The following is a 15,231-nucleotide window of genomic DNA, read 5'->3' as shown; positions in this document are numbered from 1 at the left end:
GCTTCGTGGATCGACGAGTATCTTGGCGGATACCTCCAGAAGTTACGCTAGGTACTATGCCGTCTCGTTGCATAGGCAGAACGGCTTTACCGTTCTGGCGATGGCCGAGCTTTTGCCAGCGACCGAAGGGGGCGCAGCAAAAGGTCGTTGTTTAGAAGTCACCGAGGCTCGACTGCCCGCCCTCCGCGCCGACGATCGTCGCGGCCTTCTCGATGGTGTTCTCGAACGTCGACTCCTGCGAGCGGTCGTAGAGCGTCGCTGCGGGATGGACACAGATCAGGACGTCGAGGCGCGTCTCGCCGACATCGATGGTCTCGATCGTGCCGGCCTCGTTCGTGACGGCGACGGAGCGTTCGAGGAGGTGTTGGGCGGGTACTTTCCCGAGCGCGACGACCACGTCGGGGGCGATGGCTTCGAGTTCGGCGTCGAGGTAGGGCCGGCAGTTCGCGAGCTCTTCGTTGCTGGGATCGCGGTTCTCGGGCGGACGACAGCGCACGCAGTTGGTGATCCGGACGTCGGAGCGTCGGAGGCCGTGCGTGTCGAGGGCGTCATCGAGGACGTCGCCGCTGCGGCCGACGAAGGGCTCGCCCTGCTCGTCCTCATTCGCGCCGGGGCCCTCGCCGACGAAGACGATGTCGGCGTCATCGGGGCCAACGCCGTTCACGATGCGGCTACGGGACTCGACGAGGTCGGCGCACTTCTCGCACGCCTCGACGCGGAGGCCGTCCATGCCCGCGGAGTCGCTCATACTCGCGGATAGATCGGGAGCGCGTTAAGCCTCCGGGTTCCGCCGGTAGCGGTCGGCGGCGCGCGCGGCCTCACGGGCGACGCGGAGGGGTTCGGGCCGCCCACCCTCGGGGGTGAACGCCCGGACGACGCGTGCAGGGTCGTCACAGCCGACGCTGCGCACGTAGACGGTGTCGTCGTCGACATCGACGGCGCGGCGCTCGGGAAGCGCGCGATAGGCCGCGAGACGGGCGGTGGCCGCATCGCCGTCGAAGGCCTCGCGGATGGCGTCCTCGAGGCCGCCGCTCGCTTCGAAGGAGACGGCGAGCACCGGACGGTCAGTCGCGTCGTGGAGCTGATCGAGGTCGAGAACGTTGTACCACGCGAGCGCGACGCCGGCGACGAGGACGTAGCGGACGTCGGGCCGGTCGAGGGCGTCCCAGCAGTCGATCGCGGTCTCGGTGGCGTCAGTCCCACCAATGGTACACGCGGAGAATCGGAAATCATCAACGACACGGTCTGCGCGGACGACGGCACCCGCGAGCGTGCTCCGGCCGGCCTCGCCGACGTAGGATTCGGCGAGGCCGAGCGCGCGGGCACCCGTCTTCACCTATTCGCCCTTGATATCCTGCAGTTTGTCGAGCAGTTCGTCGTTGCTGGCGTCGATCTCGTACTCGACTTCCCCCTCGTGGGCGTTCTCCTCGGTCTCGACGCCCTCGCCGTCGGCATCGTCCGAATCGAGTTGCTGTCGCTCCTGCTCGGACTCATCGTAGCTTCCAAATCCCATATACGTATATACTTGACTCGGACACTAAAAGGAACCGGATATTTAAAACCCAGGCGTTTAGGGGTGTACATGCGCGTCGAAAACGTGACCGCGGCGGCGGAATCGTTCACCTGCAACGCCTATCTCGCGCTCGGCGACCGGAACGTCCTCGTCGACGCGGGCGCGATGGACGGCGTCGCGGACGTCGTCGCCGACCACACCGATACCCTCGACGCGGTCGTGCTCACCCACCAGCACGGTGATCACGTCGAGCGACTCGACGAGGTGGTCGAGGCCTTCGACCCGGCGGTGTACGCCTACGCCGAGCACGACCTGCGGACGGACGCGCTCGCCGACGGCGACGAGATGAAGATCGGCGACGAGGCCTTCGAGGCGGTGTACACGCCCGGCCACGCCGACGACCACCTCGCGTTCGTCTCGGGAACGACGCTGTTCTCCGGCGACGTCGTCGTCCACGACGACGGCGCGTTCGACGGTGGGAGCTTCGGCCGGACGGACATGCCCGGACAGAGCAGAGAGGCGCTCATCGAGAGCATCGAACGCCTGCTCGAACGCACGCCGCGCGGCGTCGAACACATGTACGCCGGCCACGGCGGGACGTACCACGGCGACGTGCTGGACGTCGTCGAGACGGCGCTCGAACGCGCCGAGAAACGCGAGCCGAAATATCCCGACGAGTAGCACACCCGTTTTCCGCCGTCTCGCGTCGCTTCAGAGCGGTTCCGCCGGCTGTTCGAATGCAAAGAGATAAGATTAGACGTGTCTAAATAATTAGCAGCCGATGTCGAAACTGCTGGGGCGGCTCCGCGAGCTCGCGACCTACATGGGGCCGGGCTTTCTCATCTCGGTGGCCTACATGGATCCGGGGAACTGGGCGACGAACATCTCCGGCGGCGCGAAGTTCGGTACCGCGCTCCTCTGGATCATCGTCCTCGCCTCCATCATGGCGATGGGCATCCAGATCGTCGCCGCGAAACTCGGCATCGCGACCGGGAAGGGCATCGCGCAGCTCTGTCGCGAACGCCTCCCGCGGCCGGTCGTCCTCGTCCTCTGGGCGGCCGCCGAGCTCGCCATGATCGCGACCGATATGGCCGAAATCATCGGGGCCGCCATCGGCTTCAGCCTCATCTTCGGTCTCCCGCTCTGGGCGGGCGCGGTCCTCGCCGGGATTTCCAGTTTCGCGCTCCTCGGCGTCCGCTCCGCCTATCAGCGTGGTTTTCGCGCCATCGAGTTCACCATCATGGCGCTCGTCGGCGTCATCGCGCTCGCCTTCCTCTTCGAGATCGCCCTCGCGAAGCCGAGCGCGGCGCAGGTCAGCGCCGGCCTCGTCCCGTCGATACCGAACGCGGACGCGCTCTACGTCGGCATCGGCATCCTCGGTGCGACCGTGATGCCCCACTCCATCTATCTCCACCCCTACCTCGTGCAGGACCGGCGTAAACGCCTCGTCGCCGAATCCGGCGACACGGAGGACGTCCACCGGCGTCATCTCCGCTTCGAGAGCATCGACACCGTCGTCGCGCTCTTCGGGGCGATGTTCGTCAACGCCGCGATGCTCGTCGTCGCCGCCGCCGCGCTCACCGGCACCGGCATCGAGACGCTCAACGAAGCGTACGTCACGCTCACCGGCGTCTTCGGCGCGAACGCCAGCCTCGCGTTCGGCATCGCACTCATCGCCGCCGGCCTCTCCTCCTCGCTCGTCGCGACCATGGCCGGCCAGACCGTCATGGACGGCTTCCTCGACTGGAACGTCTCCGTCTGGGTGCGCCGCTCCGTCACCCTCGTCCCCAGCATCGCCGTCGTCGTCGCCGGCTTCGAACCCACGAGCGTCCTCGTCGCCAGCCAGGTCGCGCTCTCCTTCGAACTCCCCTTCGTCCTCATCCCCCTCCTCTACTTCACGCGCGAGGAGGGCCTCATGAACTCGTTCGTCAACCGCACCAGCACCAGCAGCGTCCTCGGGGTCATCGTCACCGTCATCATCGCGCTCAACGGCTGGCTCCTCTACACGACTGTCGTCGGGTGACGCACCGCTCGCGTGGGCAATTCTAAACCCTTAACCGCCTCCGCACCGACTCACCGGATATGTCCGAGCAAACCATCGAGGACCGACTCCTCGGGAAGCAGATCTGTATGCGCTGTAACGCGCGCAACGCGAAGGAAGCGACGCAGTGCCGCAAGTGCGGCTACGGCAAGCTCCGCCCGAAGGCCCGCGAACGCCGCGCGACGTAGAACGACCGCTTCCGACGGGCCACTCCGCGCGCCCTGGCAAACCGCTCGGCGGAAAGCCTGCGGTCCTCCGTTCGGTTGCTCCATTCCTCCCCGAGCCGCTCGCTTCGCGGACGCCGTACACGAAGCCGACAGACTACGCGTCAAGGTACTCCTGTTGCACCACGACCTTTTGCTGCGCTCACTACGTTCGCTGGCAAAAGCTCGGGCAAAAGCCCGTCGCACCTCCTGCGGAGGTGCTCGGGCCTCGCGCTAACGCGCGAGTGGTCCGCGGTCTACTCCGCTTCGCCCGCGTCGAGGTACTCCTGTTGCACCGCGACGACCTCCGTCGAGTCCGCACAGTCCGCGTACCGGCGTAAGGGCTCCTCGTTCAGTTCGAGGAAGGTGTGGCCCCATGTGAACTTGCTCAACACGCGTTCTGCGTGCTCGCGCTCGCCGAGGATGCAGAGCGCGCCCGCGAATGCCTCCGCGGTGTTGAGCTGGAAGGGCTTGCCGTAGTTGACGGGGTTCGCGGCGACGAGGAACGGGAGCGCACGGTGTGCGCCCGCCATCTCGAACATCGCGCGTTCCGCCGTCTCCCACGAACAGTCGAGCGCGACGAGCGTCGAGTGGTCGGCGTCGGCGGGCGAGAGCGCCGTATCCGCGTGGGGGTTGAGAACGAGCCCGTACGGCGTCGCGCGGTTCGTGCGATGTAGCTCGACCATGTCGAAGCGCGCGAGCTTACGGGCCGTACACTTCTCGGGGTCGTCGTCGCCCTCGTAGCGGACGTGGAGGTCCACTACGCGTCGTCGCCCTCGCCGGCACCGAGCGCGCTCTCCCCGACCTTCTCGTGGCCCTCGATGACTGCCTGGCCGTTCATGTAGGGCTGGAGAGCGTCGGGGACGTCGACGGTGCCGTCCTCGTTCTGATAGTATTCGAGGACGGCGACGACGACGCGCGGGACGGCGAGCCCGGAGCCGTTCAGCGTGTGGAGGTAGTCGGCGGACTCGTGGGGTTCGGGCCGGTACCGGATGCCGGCGCGCCGGGCCTGGAAGGCCTCGAAGTTGGAGATGGAGGAGACTTCGAGCCAGCGTCCGCCCTCCGCGGGACCCTCGTCCATGTCGTCGCCGGGAGCCCACACTTCGAGGTCGTACTTCTTCGCCTGCGTGAAGCCCAGGTCGCCCGTACACATCTCGAGGATGCGGTAGGGGAGTTCGAGCCGTCGGAGGACCTCCTCCGCTTCGTCAACGAGGCCCTCGAAGCGCTCGTCGCTCTCCTCGGGGCGGACGAAGTTCACCATCTCGACCTTGTTGAACTGGTGAACGCGGACGATCCCCCGGGTTTCGGTGCCGTGTTCGCCCGCCTCGCGGCGGAAATTCGGCGAGTAGGCCTGGTGTTTGAGTGGGAGGTCGTCGCCGAGCAGGATCTCGTCGCGGTACATGTTGGTGACCGGCACCTCGGCGGTCGGGAGGAGCCAGAGGTCGTCGTCGTCATAGTCGGCCTCGTTGACGTCGCCGACGCGGTAGGCGTCCTCGACGAACTTGGGGAACTGACCGGTCCCTTCCATCGACGCCGAGTTGACGGGGATCGGCGGGAAGACGTCGACGTACTCCTGCTCGCGGTGAACGTCGAGCATGAACTGGACGAGGGCGTGTTCGAGGCGCGCACCCGCGCCCTTCGCGAAGTAGAAGCCGCCGCCGGAGACCTTCGCGCCACGCTCGAAGTCGAGGATATCGAGCTCCTCGCCGAGGTCGTAGTGGGGCGTCACCTCGTCGGGGAGCTCGCGCAGGTCGTCGAACCCCTCGCGGCGGCGCTCGACGTTCTCGGACTCGTCGGCCCCGACGGGCACGTCGTCCTGCGGGATCTGCGGGAGCGTCAGCAGGCGGCGTTCGAGCTCGGTTTCGAGCTCGTCCGCGCGTTCCTCGACGTCCTCCAGCTCGTCCTTGAGTGACTGGGAGCGCTCGATGGCCTCCTGGGCCGCCTCCTCGTCGCCCTCCTGTTTCAGCTGGCCGATCTTCGAGGACACCTCGTTGCGCTCGTGACGGAGGTCGTCGCCCTCCCGCTTCAGTTCACGCCACGCTTCGTCGATCTCGAGGATCCGATCCAGGTCGGCGTCGACGTCCTTCTTCGCGAGGGCGTCGCGCACGACGTCCGGGTTCTCCCGAACGAACTGCCGGCTGAGCATACGTACGTGTTCCCGTCGGCGGGCAAAACGGTGACGGGATCCGTCTCGCGCTCACGACAGTTCCGGGGCGGCGAGGCGACGGCGACGCAGCGGCGACGCGGCGGCGGTTTTTTCGCGTTCCCGACCGCACGCCGAGGTATGCAACCAGCCGATACGTCGCCCGGTGACGTCGCGCGCGTCGACGCCTGTACGGACGTCCACTACGTCGACACGGGAATGTACGACACGCCCGGCTACGGCGCGGTGTACGTCCTCAACGGCGACCGGCCCGCGGTGCTCGACACCGGCATCGGCACGCACCACGACCGCGTGCTCGACGCACTCGACGAGGTGGGGGTCGCACGCGACGACCTCGCCGCGATCGTCTGCTCGCACGTCCATCTCGATCACGCGGGCGGCGCGGGCTTCCTCGCCGACGCCTGCCCGAACGCGGACGTCTACGTCCACGAGATCGGCGCGTCCCACCTCGCCGATCCGTCGGACCTCGTCGCGGGGACAAAGCGCGCCGTCGGCGACCAGTGGCGCTACTACGTCGAGCCCGAACCCGTCCCCGAGGCCCGGATTGTCGAAGTCACGGACGGCGACGTGATCGACCTCGGCGACCGGACGCTCACCGTTCATCACGCGCCTGGCCACGCGCCCCACCAAGTCGTCCTCGCGGACGACCGCGACGGCTTCGTCCACACGGCGGACGCCGCGGGGATCTGGGTGCCTGCGCTCGGCGAGGTCCACGAGACGAGCCCGCCGCCGAACTTCGACCTGGAGCAGTGTCTCGCGGACATCGAGACGATCCGCGAGTGCGACCCGAACGTCCTCCTGTACCCGCACTTCGGGCCCGTCGCGGACGACGTCGACGGCGTCCTTGCCGAGTACGCGGACACCCTCACCGAGTGGGTGGCGCGCGTCCGCGAGAAGCACGCCGAACTCGACGACGACGAAGATGTCGAGCGCTACTTCGCCGAGCGGACGGAGCTCGACGAGGTCTGGCCGGCGCACAAGGCGGGAGAGGAGGTCGCGATGAACGTCCGCGGGGTTCTCGTCGCGTTCGACCGAGGGCTAGCGTAGTCGATGGTGGACGATTGAGGAGATCGGCCCCGCGACCACCGCAACTTATTGCATATCCCCCAAAATATCCGATCGGTAGCCGTGTCTGGATCGTCACTCATCTCACTGGTCGCGTTGATCCTCGTGTTGGGCGTCCTCGCCCAGCTCGTAGCCGCGCGGCTCCGCGTACCGAGCGTGTTGTTCCTCATCCTCGCGGGCGTCGTCGTCGGGCCGGTGTTGGGCGTCATCGGACGCGATACGTTCGGGGGCGCGCTCTCCGGCATCGTCGGGGTGAGCGTCGCCATCATCGTCTTCGAGGGGGCGTTCCACCTGAAACTAGAGAAGCTCCGGGAGGCCCCCCGGGAGAGCTTACGCCTCGTGACGCTCGGGGCGGCCGTGGCGTTGCTCGGGACAGCGATCCTCGTTCGGGTCCTGCTTGGGCAGCCGTGGGACGTCGCGTTCCTCATCGGTGCGCTCCTCGTCGCCACGGGACCGACGGTCATCACGCCGATTCTCGAAGTCGTCCCCGTTCGCGACCGGGTCGGCGCGTCGCTGGAGACGGAGGGCGTCGTAAACGACGTCACCGCGGCCGTCCTCGCGGTTGTCGCCTTCGAGGTCGTCACCGCCGAAGCCGCGACGACGAGTCAGGTCGTCACCGCGTTCTCCGCGCGCATCGGCGTCGGCGTCGTCGCCGGTCTCGTCGTCGCCGGCGTCGCGTGGGCGCTCCTCCGACGGGTCGACCTCTCGCCGGGCAACGCCGTGCAGAACGCCCGGCTCGTCACGCTCGCGAGCGCGCTGGCCGCCTACGGGCTCGCCGAACTCAGCGGGCTCGGCGAAGCCGGCCTCCCGGCGGTCGCGACCGCGGGCATCATCCTCGGGAACGCGGACCTGCCCTACGAGGAGGAGATCGAGACGTTCAAAGGGGACATCACGCTCGTCGTCCTCTCCTTCGTCTTCATCGCGCTCGCGTCGCTGCTCTCACTCAGCGACCTCCTCCGGTTCGGGCTCGCGGGCATCGCGGTCGCCGCCGGGGCGGCCCTCGTTATCCGCCCGCTCGCCGTCTTCGTCTCCACGTTCGGCGATCGCTTCACGATGGCCGAGCGGACCTTCATCAGCTTCGTCGGGCCGCGCGGGATCATCCCCGCGTCCGTCGCGACGCTGTTCGCGGTGCAGTTGCGCTCCGCCGGAATGGAGGGCGCGGCGAACGCGCTCGTCAGTGTCGTCTTCCTCACCATCCTCCTCACGGTCGTATTCGAGGGCGGCCTCGCGAGGCATATCGCGGAATACCTCGACGTCATACCCATGCGTGTCATCATCGTCGGCGGCGGCACCGTCGGTCGCGCGCTCGCGGAGCGCCTCGAAGACCGCGGTGAGAACGTCGTCATCGTCGAAATGGACGAACCGACTATCGAACTCACGCGCGAACGCGGCTTCACCGTCCACGCCGGCGACGGGACGGACATGGACGTGTTGCGCGCCGCGGGCATCGAGAACGCCAAAATCGTCGTCACCGCGACCGGCGACGACGACGCGAATCTCCTCGTCAGCCAACTCGTCGACTCGAAGTTCGACCCCGAGACCATCATCGCGCGCGTCAACAACCCGGACAACGTCGATGCGTTCAGCGAGCTCGGCGTTCGCGCCGTCTCCTCGTCGCTCGCGACCGCGTGGAGCATCGACAACCTCATCGAGCGCCCCGCGCTCTCGAACTGGATGACCGAGATCGGCCGCTCGGGCGACGTCCAAGAGATCGAGGTCACGGCGGACGACCTCGTCGGACGCACCATCGGCGAACTCGACGAGGCGCTCCCGAACGGCTGCATCATCGCGCTCGTCGGCCGCGACGGCGAGAACTCCGTGCCGAGCGAGGACTTCACGCTCCAGGCCGGCGACCACCTCACGTTCCTCGGACGCAAGGACGCGGTCCGCGAGGCCATCGACCGCTGTGACCCCTCCTCGGCCGTCGGCAGGGAGTGAGCGACGAGCGACGGAACCGCCGTCCACCGCGATCCCGGCCGTGAGCGACCCGACGCTCCGTCTCGCGACGCCCGACGACGCGGCGGCGGTCCGACGGATCTACGCGCCGTACGTCGAGGAAACGCCGATCACGTTCGAGACGTCGCCGCCGACGGTTGCGGCATGTCGCGAGCGGATCGAGGGGACGCTCTCCGACTACCCGTGGCTGGTCTGCGAGCTCGACGGCGATGTCGTCGGCTACGCGAGCGCCGGGCCGATCCGCGAGTACGACGCCTTCGAGTGGGCCGTCGAGAGCTCCGTCTACGTCGCCGAGTCGGCACAAGGGCGCGGGCTCGGAAGCGCGCTCTACGCGGCGCTCCTCGCGCTCCTCGAGCGACAGGGGTACGTCGTCGTCTACGCGGTCGTGACGCTCCCGAATCCCGCGAGCACCGCGCTCCACGAGTCGTTCGGCTTCGCGCACGAGGGGACGTTCGCGGGGATGGGGTACAAGAACGGAGCGTGGCACGACGTGGGCTGGTGGTCGCTCGTGCTCGACGAGCGCCCCGTCGACCCGGAGCCGCCGCGGTCGCTCACGGACCTCCGGAGCCGCGCGGCGTGGAACGATGCCCTCGCGTCGCTCGTCCCGGGCGACGGCTGAAGCGGGTCGGCGAACCGCAGGAGGTCGAAAACCGTTTAGGAGCGACGGACGAGTGAACGGGCATGGACCCGCGTCTCCGCCGGTTCAGCCGCCCGCTCCCCGTCCTCCTCGCAGTCAGCGCGCTCGCGCTCGCCGCTCGTCTCGTCGCGCTCGGCGCGCGGGTCGCCCACCAGGACGAGGGGCGCGTCGCCGATTGGATTCTCCACTACATGACGGTCGGACAGTGGCAGTACCGCCCGATCATCCACGGCCCCTTCCTCCCCCACGTCAACGGCGTCGTCTTCTCGTGGTTCGGAGCCACGGATTTCACGATGCGCCTAGTCGTCGCCGTCGGCGGCGGCCTACTTCCGCTCGCGGCCTACCTCTATCGTGACCGCCTACGTGACGACGAAGTGATCGCCTTCGGTCTGCTGCTCGCGGCGAGCCCCGCGCTCCTCTACTACTCGCGCTTCATGCGCAACGACCTGCTCGTCGCCGCCTGCATGATGGCGGCGCTCGGCTGCTGGTCGCGGGCACACGCGACCCGTCGAGTCCGCTACGTCATCGCGGGGACGCTCCCGTTCGCCCTCGCGTTCACGATGAAGGAGAACGCCCTGCTCTACCCGGTCGCGTGGCTCGGCGCGGGCGTCCTCGTCATCGACAGACACCTGCTCGCCGCCGCGCTGAGCGACCGGGGCTTCGTCGCGAGCGTCGCCGGGACGGTTGAGCGATGGGGTCGGGCCGTCGAGGCGCGCACCGCCGGCGCGTTCCTCCTCTCGCTCGCCGCAGCCCTTCTCTGCTTCCTCGTAGTCGTCGTCGCGTTCTACGCACCGATCCCGGAGGTGTACGGGGTCTTCGGGAGCCCCGGTTCGTTCGTCCACGTCATCGAAACCGCAACGGTCGATACGTGGCACGCGTTCGTCGACACCTGGGCGCACACGGGGATGAGCAGCCACTCCACGGTCGACTTCCTCGGCCGCCTCCTGAAGATCCTCGGGCTCACCGCGACCGTCACCTGCACGTTCGCGCTCGTCGGCTTCGTCCGGGAGCGCTACGGGCGCGGCGGGACACGGAACCTCGTCGAGTTCTGCTTCTACTGGGGCGCGGCGAGCATCTTCGGTTATGCGGTCGTGACGGACATCCTCGCGGGGTGGCTCGCGACGCACGTCGTCGCGCCGCTCGCGCTCCCTGCCGCGGTCGGCCTCGCGTGGGTGTACCGCGTCGGCAAGCGCGGGTACGCGTCGGGCGACCGGATCGCGTTCCGCCTCGCCGCTGCGGTCCTACTGGTGAGCGCGGCCGGCGTCGGCGGCACCGCGGTGTACACGAGCTACGCCGCCCCGCAGGACGGCGAAACGAACCCACTCGTCCAGTACGCCCAGCCGGCCGGCCAGATGAAGCCCACGCTGGCCGAGATCGAGACGGTCGCCGAGACGAACGACGGGATCGACGTGATGTTCTACGGCGAGGAGTTCTACAACGCGAACGACCTAGAGGAGCCACCGACGCTCAACATCGGCAGCGGAGGGTATCAGGGGTGGTTCGCCCGCCTCCCGCTTCCGTGGTACTTCGATCGGTACGGCGCGCGCGTCGGGAGCACGACCGAGCAGGACGTCCTCGCCGATCGCCAGCCGCCGGTCGTGATCGCCCTCGAAGGGACGGCCGACGACGTCCGGGCGAGCATCGACACGAGCGCGTACACCGAGCGGACGTACCAAGGGTATCAGTCCGGGCGGCCGCTCGTCTTCTTCGTCCGCGACGACGCAAGCGCAGGAGAGGTGAACGCCACGTCGATGGCCGGCGCGGCGAACGTGGGATCGACGACGAACGCGAGCACCGCGTCAGCGTGACACGCGCCTGTCGATCGTCCGACGGTCTTATGCGGAGGGGGCGTCAAATTCAGGGGTAATGACCGACCGGGCGCTCGACGTCGTGGAATTCCTCCTGACCGCACGCGTCTACGAGCGCGACACCGATCTCGACGAGAACGATCTCCCACCGGCCGTCCGGAGCGCGCTCTGGGACGGCGACGGCGTCCCGCGACCCCCGCAGGCGACCGGGTCGGCCGTCGCCGACGCGACCGGCATCGACGATCCGTGGGACGAGGTAGCGAGCCTGATGTTCACCGAACAGGACTCGTTCTCGGGGCGCATCCGCCTCGTGGACGACGAGATGGCGAAGGAGTGGTACGCGAACCGCGCCGACACCCCGCGGATCCAGGCGAACCCCGCGCTCGCCGCCGCCTACGAGGACGAGTTCGACGACGTCGACCACGCAGCCGCACGCGAGGCCAACCGCCCCATGCAGGCCGACCCGCAGTGGATCGACGGTCTCCTCGAGGACATGTTCGACGAGGACGACGAGGAGATGCTCGACCTCGTCGAGGTGCAGGCCCCCGCGGAGATCGAGACGACCCTGGACGACCTCGTCCTGACCGACGAGCAGCAGACCGAGACGGAGAAGGTCTCGAAGGCCATCGAACACCGCGACTACCTCGCGCAGGTGGGGCTGGTGGAGGTGGGTAAACTCCTCTTCGTCGGGCCGCCGGGCACCGGGAAGACCTCGACGGCGCGCGGGCTCGCCCACCGCCTCGACCTGCCGTTCGTCGAGGTGAAGCTGTCGATGATCACGAGTCAGTATCTCGGCGAGACGGCGAAGAACGTCGAGAAGGTCTTCGAGGTGGCCAAACGCCTCGCTCCATGCGTGCTGTTCATCGACGAGTTCGACTTCGTGGCGAAGACCCGGACCTCAGATGAGCACGCGGCGATCAAGCGCGCCGTCAACACCCTGCTGAAGGCCATCGACGAGATGAGCCTCGTAAAGGACGACGTGCTCCTCGTCGGCGCGACGAACCACCCGGACGAGCTCGACGCCGCGGTGTGGCGGCGCTTCGACGAGATCCTCAGCTTCCCGAAGCCGACGGAGCCGATGCGTGCGGACATCCTGCGGATCGTCACGCGCGGGATCGACATCGAGGACTTCGACCCCGAGGCGATCGCCGCGAACACGCAGGGGTTGACGGGGAGCGACCTCCGGCTCGTCCTCCGCGAGGCCGTGTTGGACGCGCTCGTCGAGGATCGCACCACGCTCTCACAGGCCGACCTCCTCGCCGCCGTCGAATCCTTCGAGGAGCGCGATCACCTGCGGAACCTCGACAGCCTGGAGGAGGCTGTCGAGACGGACGACGGCACGCACGGCCACGAGCACGACCACGAACACGCATCGGCGGACGCGGACGACTAGGGATGCGCGTGACGCTGCTCGGCACCGGCGACACCGCGGGCACGCCGCGGCCGGGATGCGACTGCGACACCTGCCTCGCGGCGCGCGAGCGCGGCGTCGAGCGCACCCGCTCGTCCGTCCACGTCGTCAACGAATCGACGGGCGAGGCCCTCCTGATCGACACGAGCCCGGATTTCCGCCAGCAGTTCCTCACGCGCGACGTCGCGCTCCCCGACGCCGCCGTCATCACGCACATCCATTTCGACCATCTGGACGGGTTGGGCAACGTCTACCGACTGCTCGATCATCTCCCGGTCTCCGCCGCGGACGAGACCGACCCGCAAACCGACGAGAGCGTCGCCGAGACGATCGCCCGGAAGTACGACTACCTCGACACCGTGAGCGTCCAGTCGCGGACGCCCCACGAGTCATTCCGCGTCTGTGGCTTCGACGTCACGCTCGTCCCCGTCGATCACCCGCCACTTCTCACATACGGCCTCGTCGTCGAGGAGCCCGAGACGGGCGCGAAACTCGCGCTCTCCGGGGACACGAGCTACCAAGTGCCCGCGGCGTCGCGGGACGCCCTGCGGGACGCCGACCTCCTCCTCGCGGACGGTATCGTCCCCGCGAGCCTCTGCGACTACCACCCGCTCGGCGGGCGCGACGAGGATTCCTCGGGCGTCCCGCGAACGTTCGGGACGAAGCACATGACGAAGGAAGGTGCGATGGCGCTCGCGGACGACCTGAACGCCGACGAACTGCGCGTGGTGCATGTCGCTCACCGCTATCCGCCGGAAGAGGCGTTCGAGGAGCCGCTGGCGGTGGACGGGGAGACGTTCTCACTCTGAGGCGTGCGCGACGCCAGCGGCGAAGCCGAACCACGCTAGCGCGAGGCCGAGGAGCGCGGGAGCGTACGCGAAGCCGTCGCCGACGCCGAACGCGATCGCGAACGCGCCGAGCGTCGAGACGCCCGTGAAGGCCGCCGTAACGCCACTCCCGCGGTCGTAGAGCACCGGCGTCGGGTTCGCGGCGATGAGCGTGCCCGCGGCGACGGCCGTAACGAAGAGCCCACCGAGGAGCACTGGTTCGTGTGTGTCGGTCGCACCGAGGCCGGCCGCGACGAGGCCGATCACGATACCGAGGAGGACGTGGCGCGTGCGGGGCATACCAGTCCGTCGAGCCGAACGGGGTTAGTCGTTCGTCCACTGGTCGAGACCGACCTGTGTGCGCGCGCTCGCCGCGTCCGGGTCCCACGCCTGCCGCGTGGCGCGCTCGGCGTCGAGGTCGACGTCCGGCGGGTCGGCCGCGTCGTAGCCCGGACAGTCCGGCCCGCACTCGCCGGCGGCGTCGACGAGGCGGTCCTTGTAGGCACAGTCGGGGAGTGTCGTCACGCCCGCCTCGGTCCCGCTCTCGGCGTTCACGCACGCCGGGAGGCCGTAGGTTCGCCATCCCTTACCATAGGCGCGTTCGGCGACGCGGCGGCGCTGGGTGGCCTTCTCGTCCGGAGTGACCGGGGTGACGTCGCGCCGGCCGGGGTGGGTATCGCCGGGTTCGATCCCCCACCCGGACGCGTCGAGACGCGTCGGCTCGCGAACGACCTCGATCGGCTCCGCGGCATCGAAATCGACGCGCCAGACGCCGACGGCCGGGGGAAGGCGATTGAGGTGCGCGCGCGTCACGTACGACTCCGTGGCGAGGATCGCGTAGTCGAGGACACAGAGCGAGACGTCGTGACGGAGTTGCGCTGTGAGGTCACCGGGCGTCCCGAGATCCGGTTTGTTCTCGATGCCGACGATGTCGCCGACCCAGTCCGGGTAGCGCGCAGTCTGGCGGACGACCGCGTGGCCGTCCCGCCGCTCGGTTTCGAGGAAGCCCGCCATCTCGCCGCGCTCGGCAAGGTCGCGGGCGCGGGCAGGCGGGCCGTCGAAGGCGTCGACGACGCGCCGCCACCGGCCGGCACCAATGTCCGCCTCGACGACGGCGGCAGGAATCGCGTCGGGAGTGAGTCGCGTTCGGGCGTCGAAATCGGGACCGCGGGTGAGACAGACGATGTCAACGATGCGTCCGCCGGCGGCGCGGACGCTCGTCCCGAGTTGGCGCGCCACCACGGGGTACGCCCGTTCGAGGTGGGCGCAGAGCCGGAGTTCGAACGCGAACTCGCGCATACGGGCGTCGAGGGGGCGCGTGCGGTTAAACGCCGCGTCGGATGCGCGGCGGCTCGGGCGGCGAGCGCGCGCTCGTGGGGGTCTCGTCGGACGGGGATGCCGAGCGCACCGACGGGGCGAGCGCGGCGATGCCGACGAACGCCTGCATCGGTGTGTTTCGGCCGATACGGGCGACGAGGCGGATCCTACGGACGTCCTTGCGGCGCGCGACGAGCCGCGGTCGTGTGAGGCGGCGACACGGCCTGAGAACCGTCGCGACGGCGGCGAATCGGGGGCTTTATCATTTCCGCAGGGCGAAGTACCCGCA

General features: G+C 68.6%; 16 protein-coding genes. 9 read left to right on the top strand and 7 right to left on the bottom strand.

Going from position 1 to position 15,231, the window contains the following annotated elements; genetic code table 11:
* Positions 1 to 151: 151 nt before the first annotated feature.
* The 3 genes from ABDZ36_RS14145 to ABDZ36_RS14135 are packed head-to-tail and all read right to left on the bottom strand — an operon-like array spanning position 152 to position 1,513.
* A complete protein-coding gene (locus ABDZ36_RS14145; protein WP_211312783.1) occupies positions 152 to 748 on the bottom strand; it encodes a uracil-DNA glycosylase in 597 nt (198 codons plus the stop codon).
* A 24-nt stretch (positions 749 to 772) separates the two neighbouring features.
* Positions 773 to 1,336 (bottom strand): endonuclease dU, encoded by a 564-nt coding sequence (locus tag ABDZ36_RS14140; protein WP_211312784.1) that lies wholly within the window; start codon positions 1,334 to 1,336, stop codon positions 773 to 775.
* Positions 1,337 to 1,513: a DUF5786 family protein gene (locus ABDZ36_RS14135; protein WP_211312785.1), complete on the bottom strand. Its 177-nt coding sequence runs from the start codon at positions 1,511 to 1,513 to the stop codon at positions 1,337 to 1,339.
* A gap of 69 nt (positions 1,514 to 1,582) precedes the next feature.
* Here ABDZ36_RS14135 and ABDZ36_RS14130 point away from each other — a divergent pair, with 69 nt between their 5' ends.
* From ABDZ36_RS14130 to ABDZ36_RS14120, 3 genes are all read left to right on the top strand, one after another.
* Complete coding sequence (locus ABDZ36_RS14130; protein WP_211312786.1) at positions 1,583 to 2,194, top strand: MBL fold metallo-hydrolase; 612 nt, start codon at positions 1,583 to 1,585, stop codon at positions 2,192 to 2,194.
* Positions 2,195 to 2,294: 100 nt separating this feature from the next.
* Positions 2,295 to 3,536 (top strand): Nramp family divalent metal transporter, encoded by a 1,242-nt coding sequence (locus ABDZ36_RS14125; RefSeq protein WP_211312787.1) that lies wholly within the window; start codon positions 2,295 to 2,297, stop codon positions 3,534 to 3,536.
* A gap of 59 nt (positions 3,537 to 3,595) precedes the next feature.
* Positions 3,596 to 3,742: a 50S ribosomal protein L40e gene (locus ABDZ36_RS14120; protein ID WP_211312788.1), complete on the top strand. Its 147-nt coding sequence runs from the start codon at positions 3,596 to 3,598 to the stop codon at positions 3,740 to 3,742.
* A gap of 272 nt (positions 3,743 to 4,014) precedes the next feature.
* Here the strand turns inward: ABDZ36_RS14120 and ABDZ36_RS14115 are convergent, their stop codons facing one another.
* Both ABDZ36_RS14115 and serS read right to left on the bottom strand, forming a co-directional pair.
* Entirely contained in the window at positions 4,015 to 4,518 is a 504-nt protein-coding gene (locus ABDZ36_RS14115) for a DUF367 family protein (protein WP_211312789.1), read from the bottom strand.
* Positions 4,518 to 5,903, bottom strand: coding sequence for a serine--tRNA ligase (serS, locus tag ABDZ36_RS14110; protein ID WP_211312790.1), 1,386 nt, complete (start codon positions 5,901 to 5,903; stop codon positions 4,518 to 4,520). Before serS ends, ABDZ36_RS14115 begins: the two co-directional genes overlap by 1 nt.
* Before the next feature lie 138 nt (positions 5,904 to 6,041).
* Between serS and ABDZ36_RS14105 the strand changes: the two genes are divergently transcribed.
* The 6 genes from ABDZ36_RS14105 (at position 6,042) to ABDZ36_RS14080 (ending at position 13,607) form a co-directional block, all read left to right on the top strand.
* Positions 6,042 to 6,968, top strand: coding sequence for an MBL fold metallo-hydrolase (locus tag ABDZ36_RS14105; RefSeq protein ID WP_211312791.1), 927 nt, complete (start codon positions 6,042 to 6,044; stop codon positions 6,966 to 6,968).
* Between the two features lie 81 nt (positions 6,969 to 7,049).
* Complete coding sequence (locus tag ABDZ36_RS14100; RefSeq protein WP_211312792.1) at positions 7,050 to 8,924, top strand: cation:proton antiporter domain-containing protein; 1,875 nt, start codon at positions 7,050 to 7,052, stop codon at positions 8,922 to 8,924.
* Between the two features lie 40 nt (positions 8,925 to 8,964).
* Positions 8,965 to 9,561: a GNAT family N-acetyltransferase gene (locus ABDZ36_RS14095; protein WP_211312793.1), complete on the top strand. Its 597-nt coding sequence runs from the start codon at positions 8,965 to 8,967 to the stop codon at positions 9,559 to 9,561.
* Between the two features lie 62 nt (positions 9,562 to 9,623).
* On the top strand, positions 9,624 to 11,387 hold the full coding sequence (locus ABDZ36_RS14090) for a flippase activity-associated protein Agl23 (protein WP_211312794.1): 1,764 nt from the start codon (positions 9,624 to 9,626) through the stop codon (positions 11,385 to 11,387).
* 58 nt (positions 11,388 to 11,445) lie between these two features.
* Positions 11,446 to 12,780 (top strand): ATP-binding protein, encoded by a 1,335-nt coding sequence (locus ABDZ36_RS14085; protein ID WP_211312795.1) that lies wholly within the window; start codon positions 11,446 to 11,448, stop codon positions 12,778 to 12,780.
* 2 nt (positions 12,781 to 12,782) lie between these two features.
* On the top strand, positions 12,783 to 13,607 hold the full coding sequence (locus ABDZ36_RS14080; RefSeq protein ID WP_211312796.1) for an MBL fold metallo-hydrolase: 825 nt from the start codon (positions 12,783 to 12,785) through the stop codon (positions 13,605 to 13,607).
* Here ABDZ36_RS14080 and ABDZ36_RS14075 read toward each other — a convergent pair.
* Positions 13,599 to 13,925 (bottom strand): hypothetical protein, encoded by a 327-nt coding sequence (locus ABDZ36_RS14075; RefSeq protein ID WP_211312797.1) that lies wholly within the window; start codon positions 13,923 to 13,925, stop codon positions 13,599 to 13,601. The two genes, ABDZ36_RS14080 and ABDZ36_RS14075, sit on opposite strands and share 9 nt — an antisense overlap.
* Before the next feature lie 24 nt (positions 13,926 to 13,949).
* Complete coding sequence (locus tag ABDZ36_RS14070; RefSeq protein ID WP_211312798.1) at positions 13,950 to 14,924, bottom strand: DUF5787 family protein; 975 nt, start codon at positions 14,922 to 14,924, stop codon at positions 13,950 to 13,952.
* Between the last annotated feature and the right edge of the window lie 307 nt (positions 14,925 to 15,231).

It is taken from the genome of Halarchaeum salinum (assembly GCF_039520965.1).
Lineage (GTDB): Archaea > Halobacteriota > Halobacteria > Halobacteriales > Halobacteriaceae > Halarchaeum > Halarchaeum salinum.
Note: the sequence above shows the minus strand (reverse complement) of the source record. Positions and strands in the feature narration are given on the sequence as shown.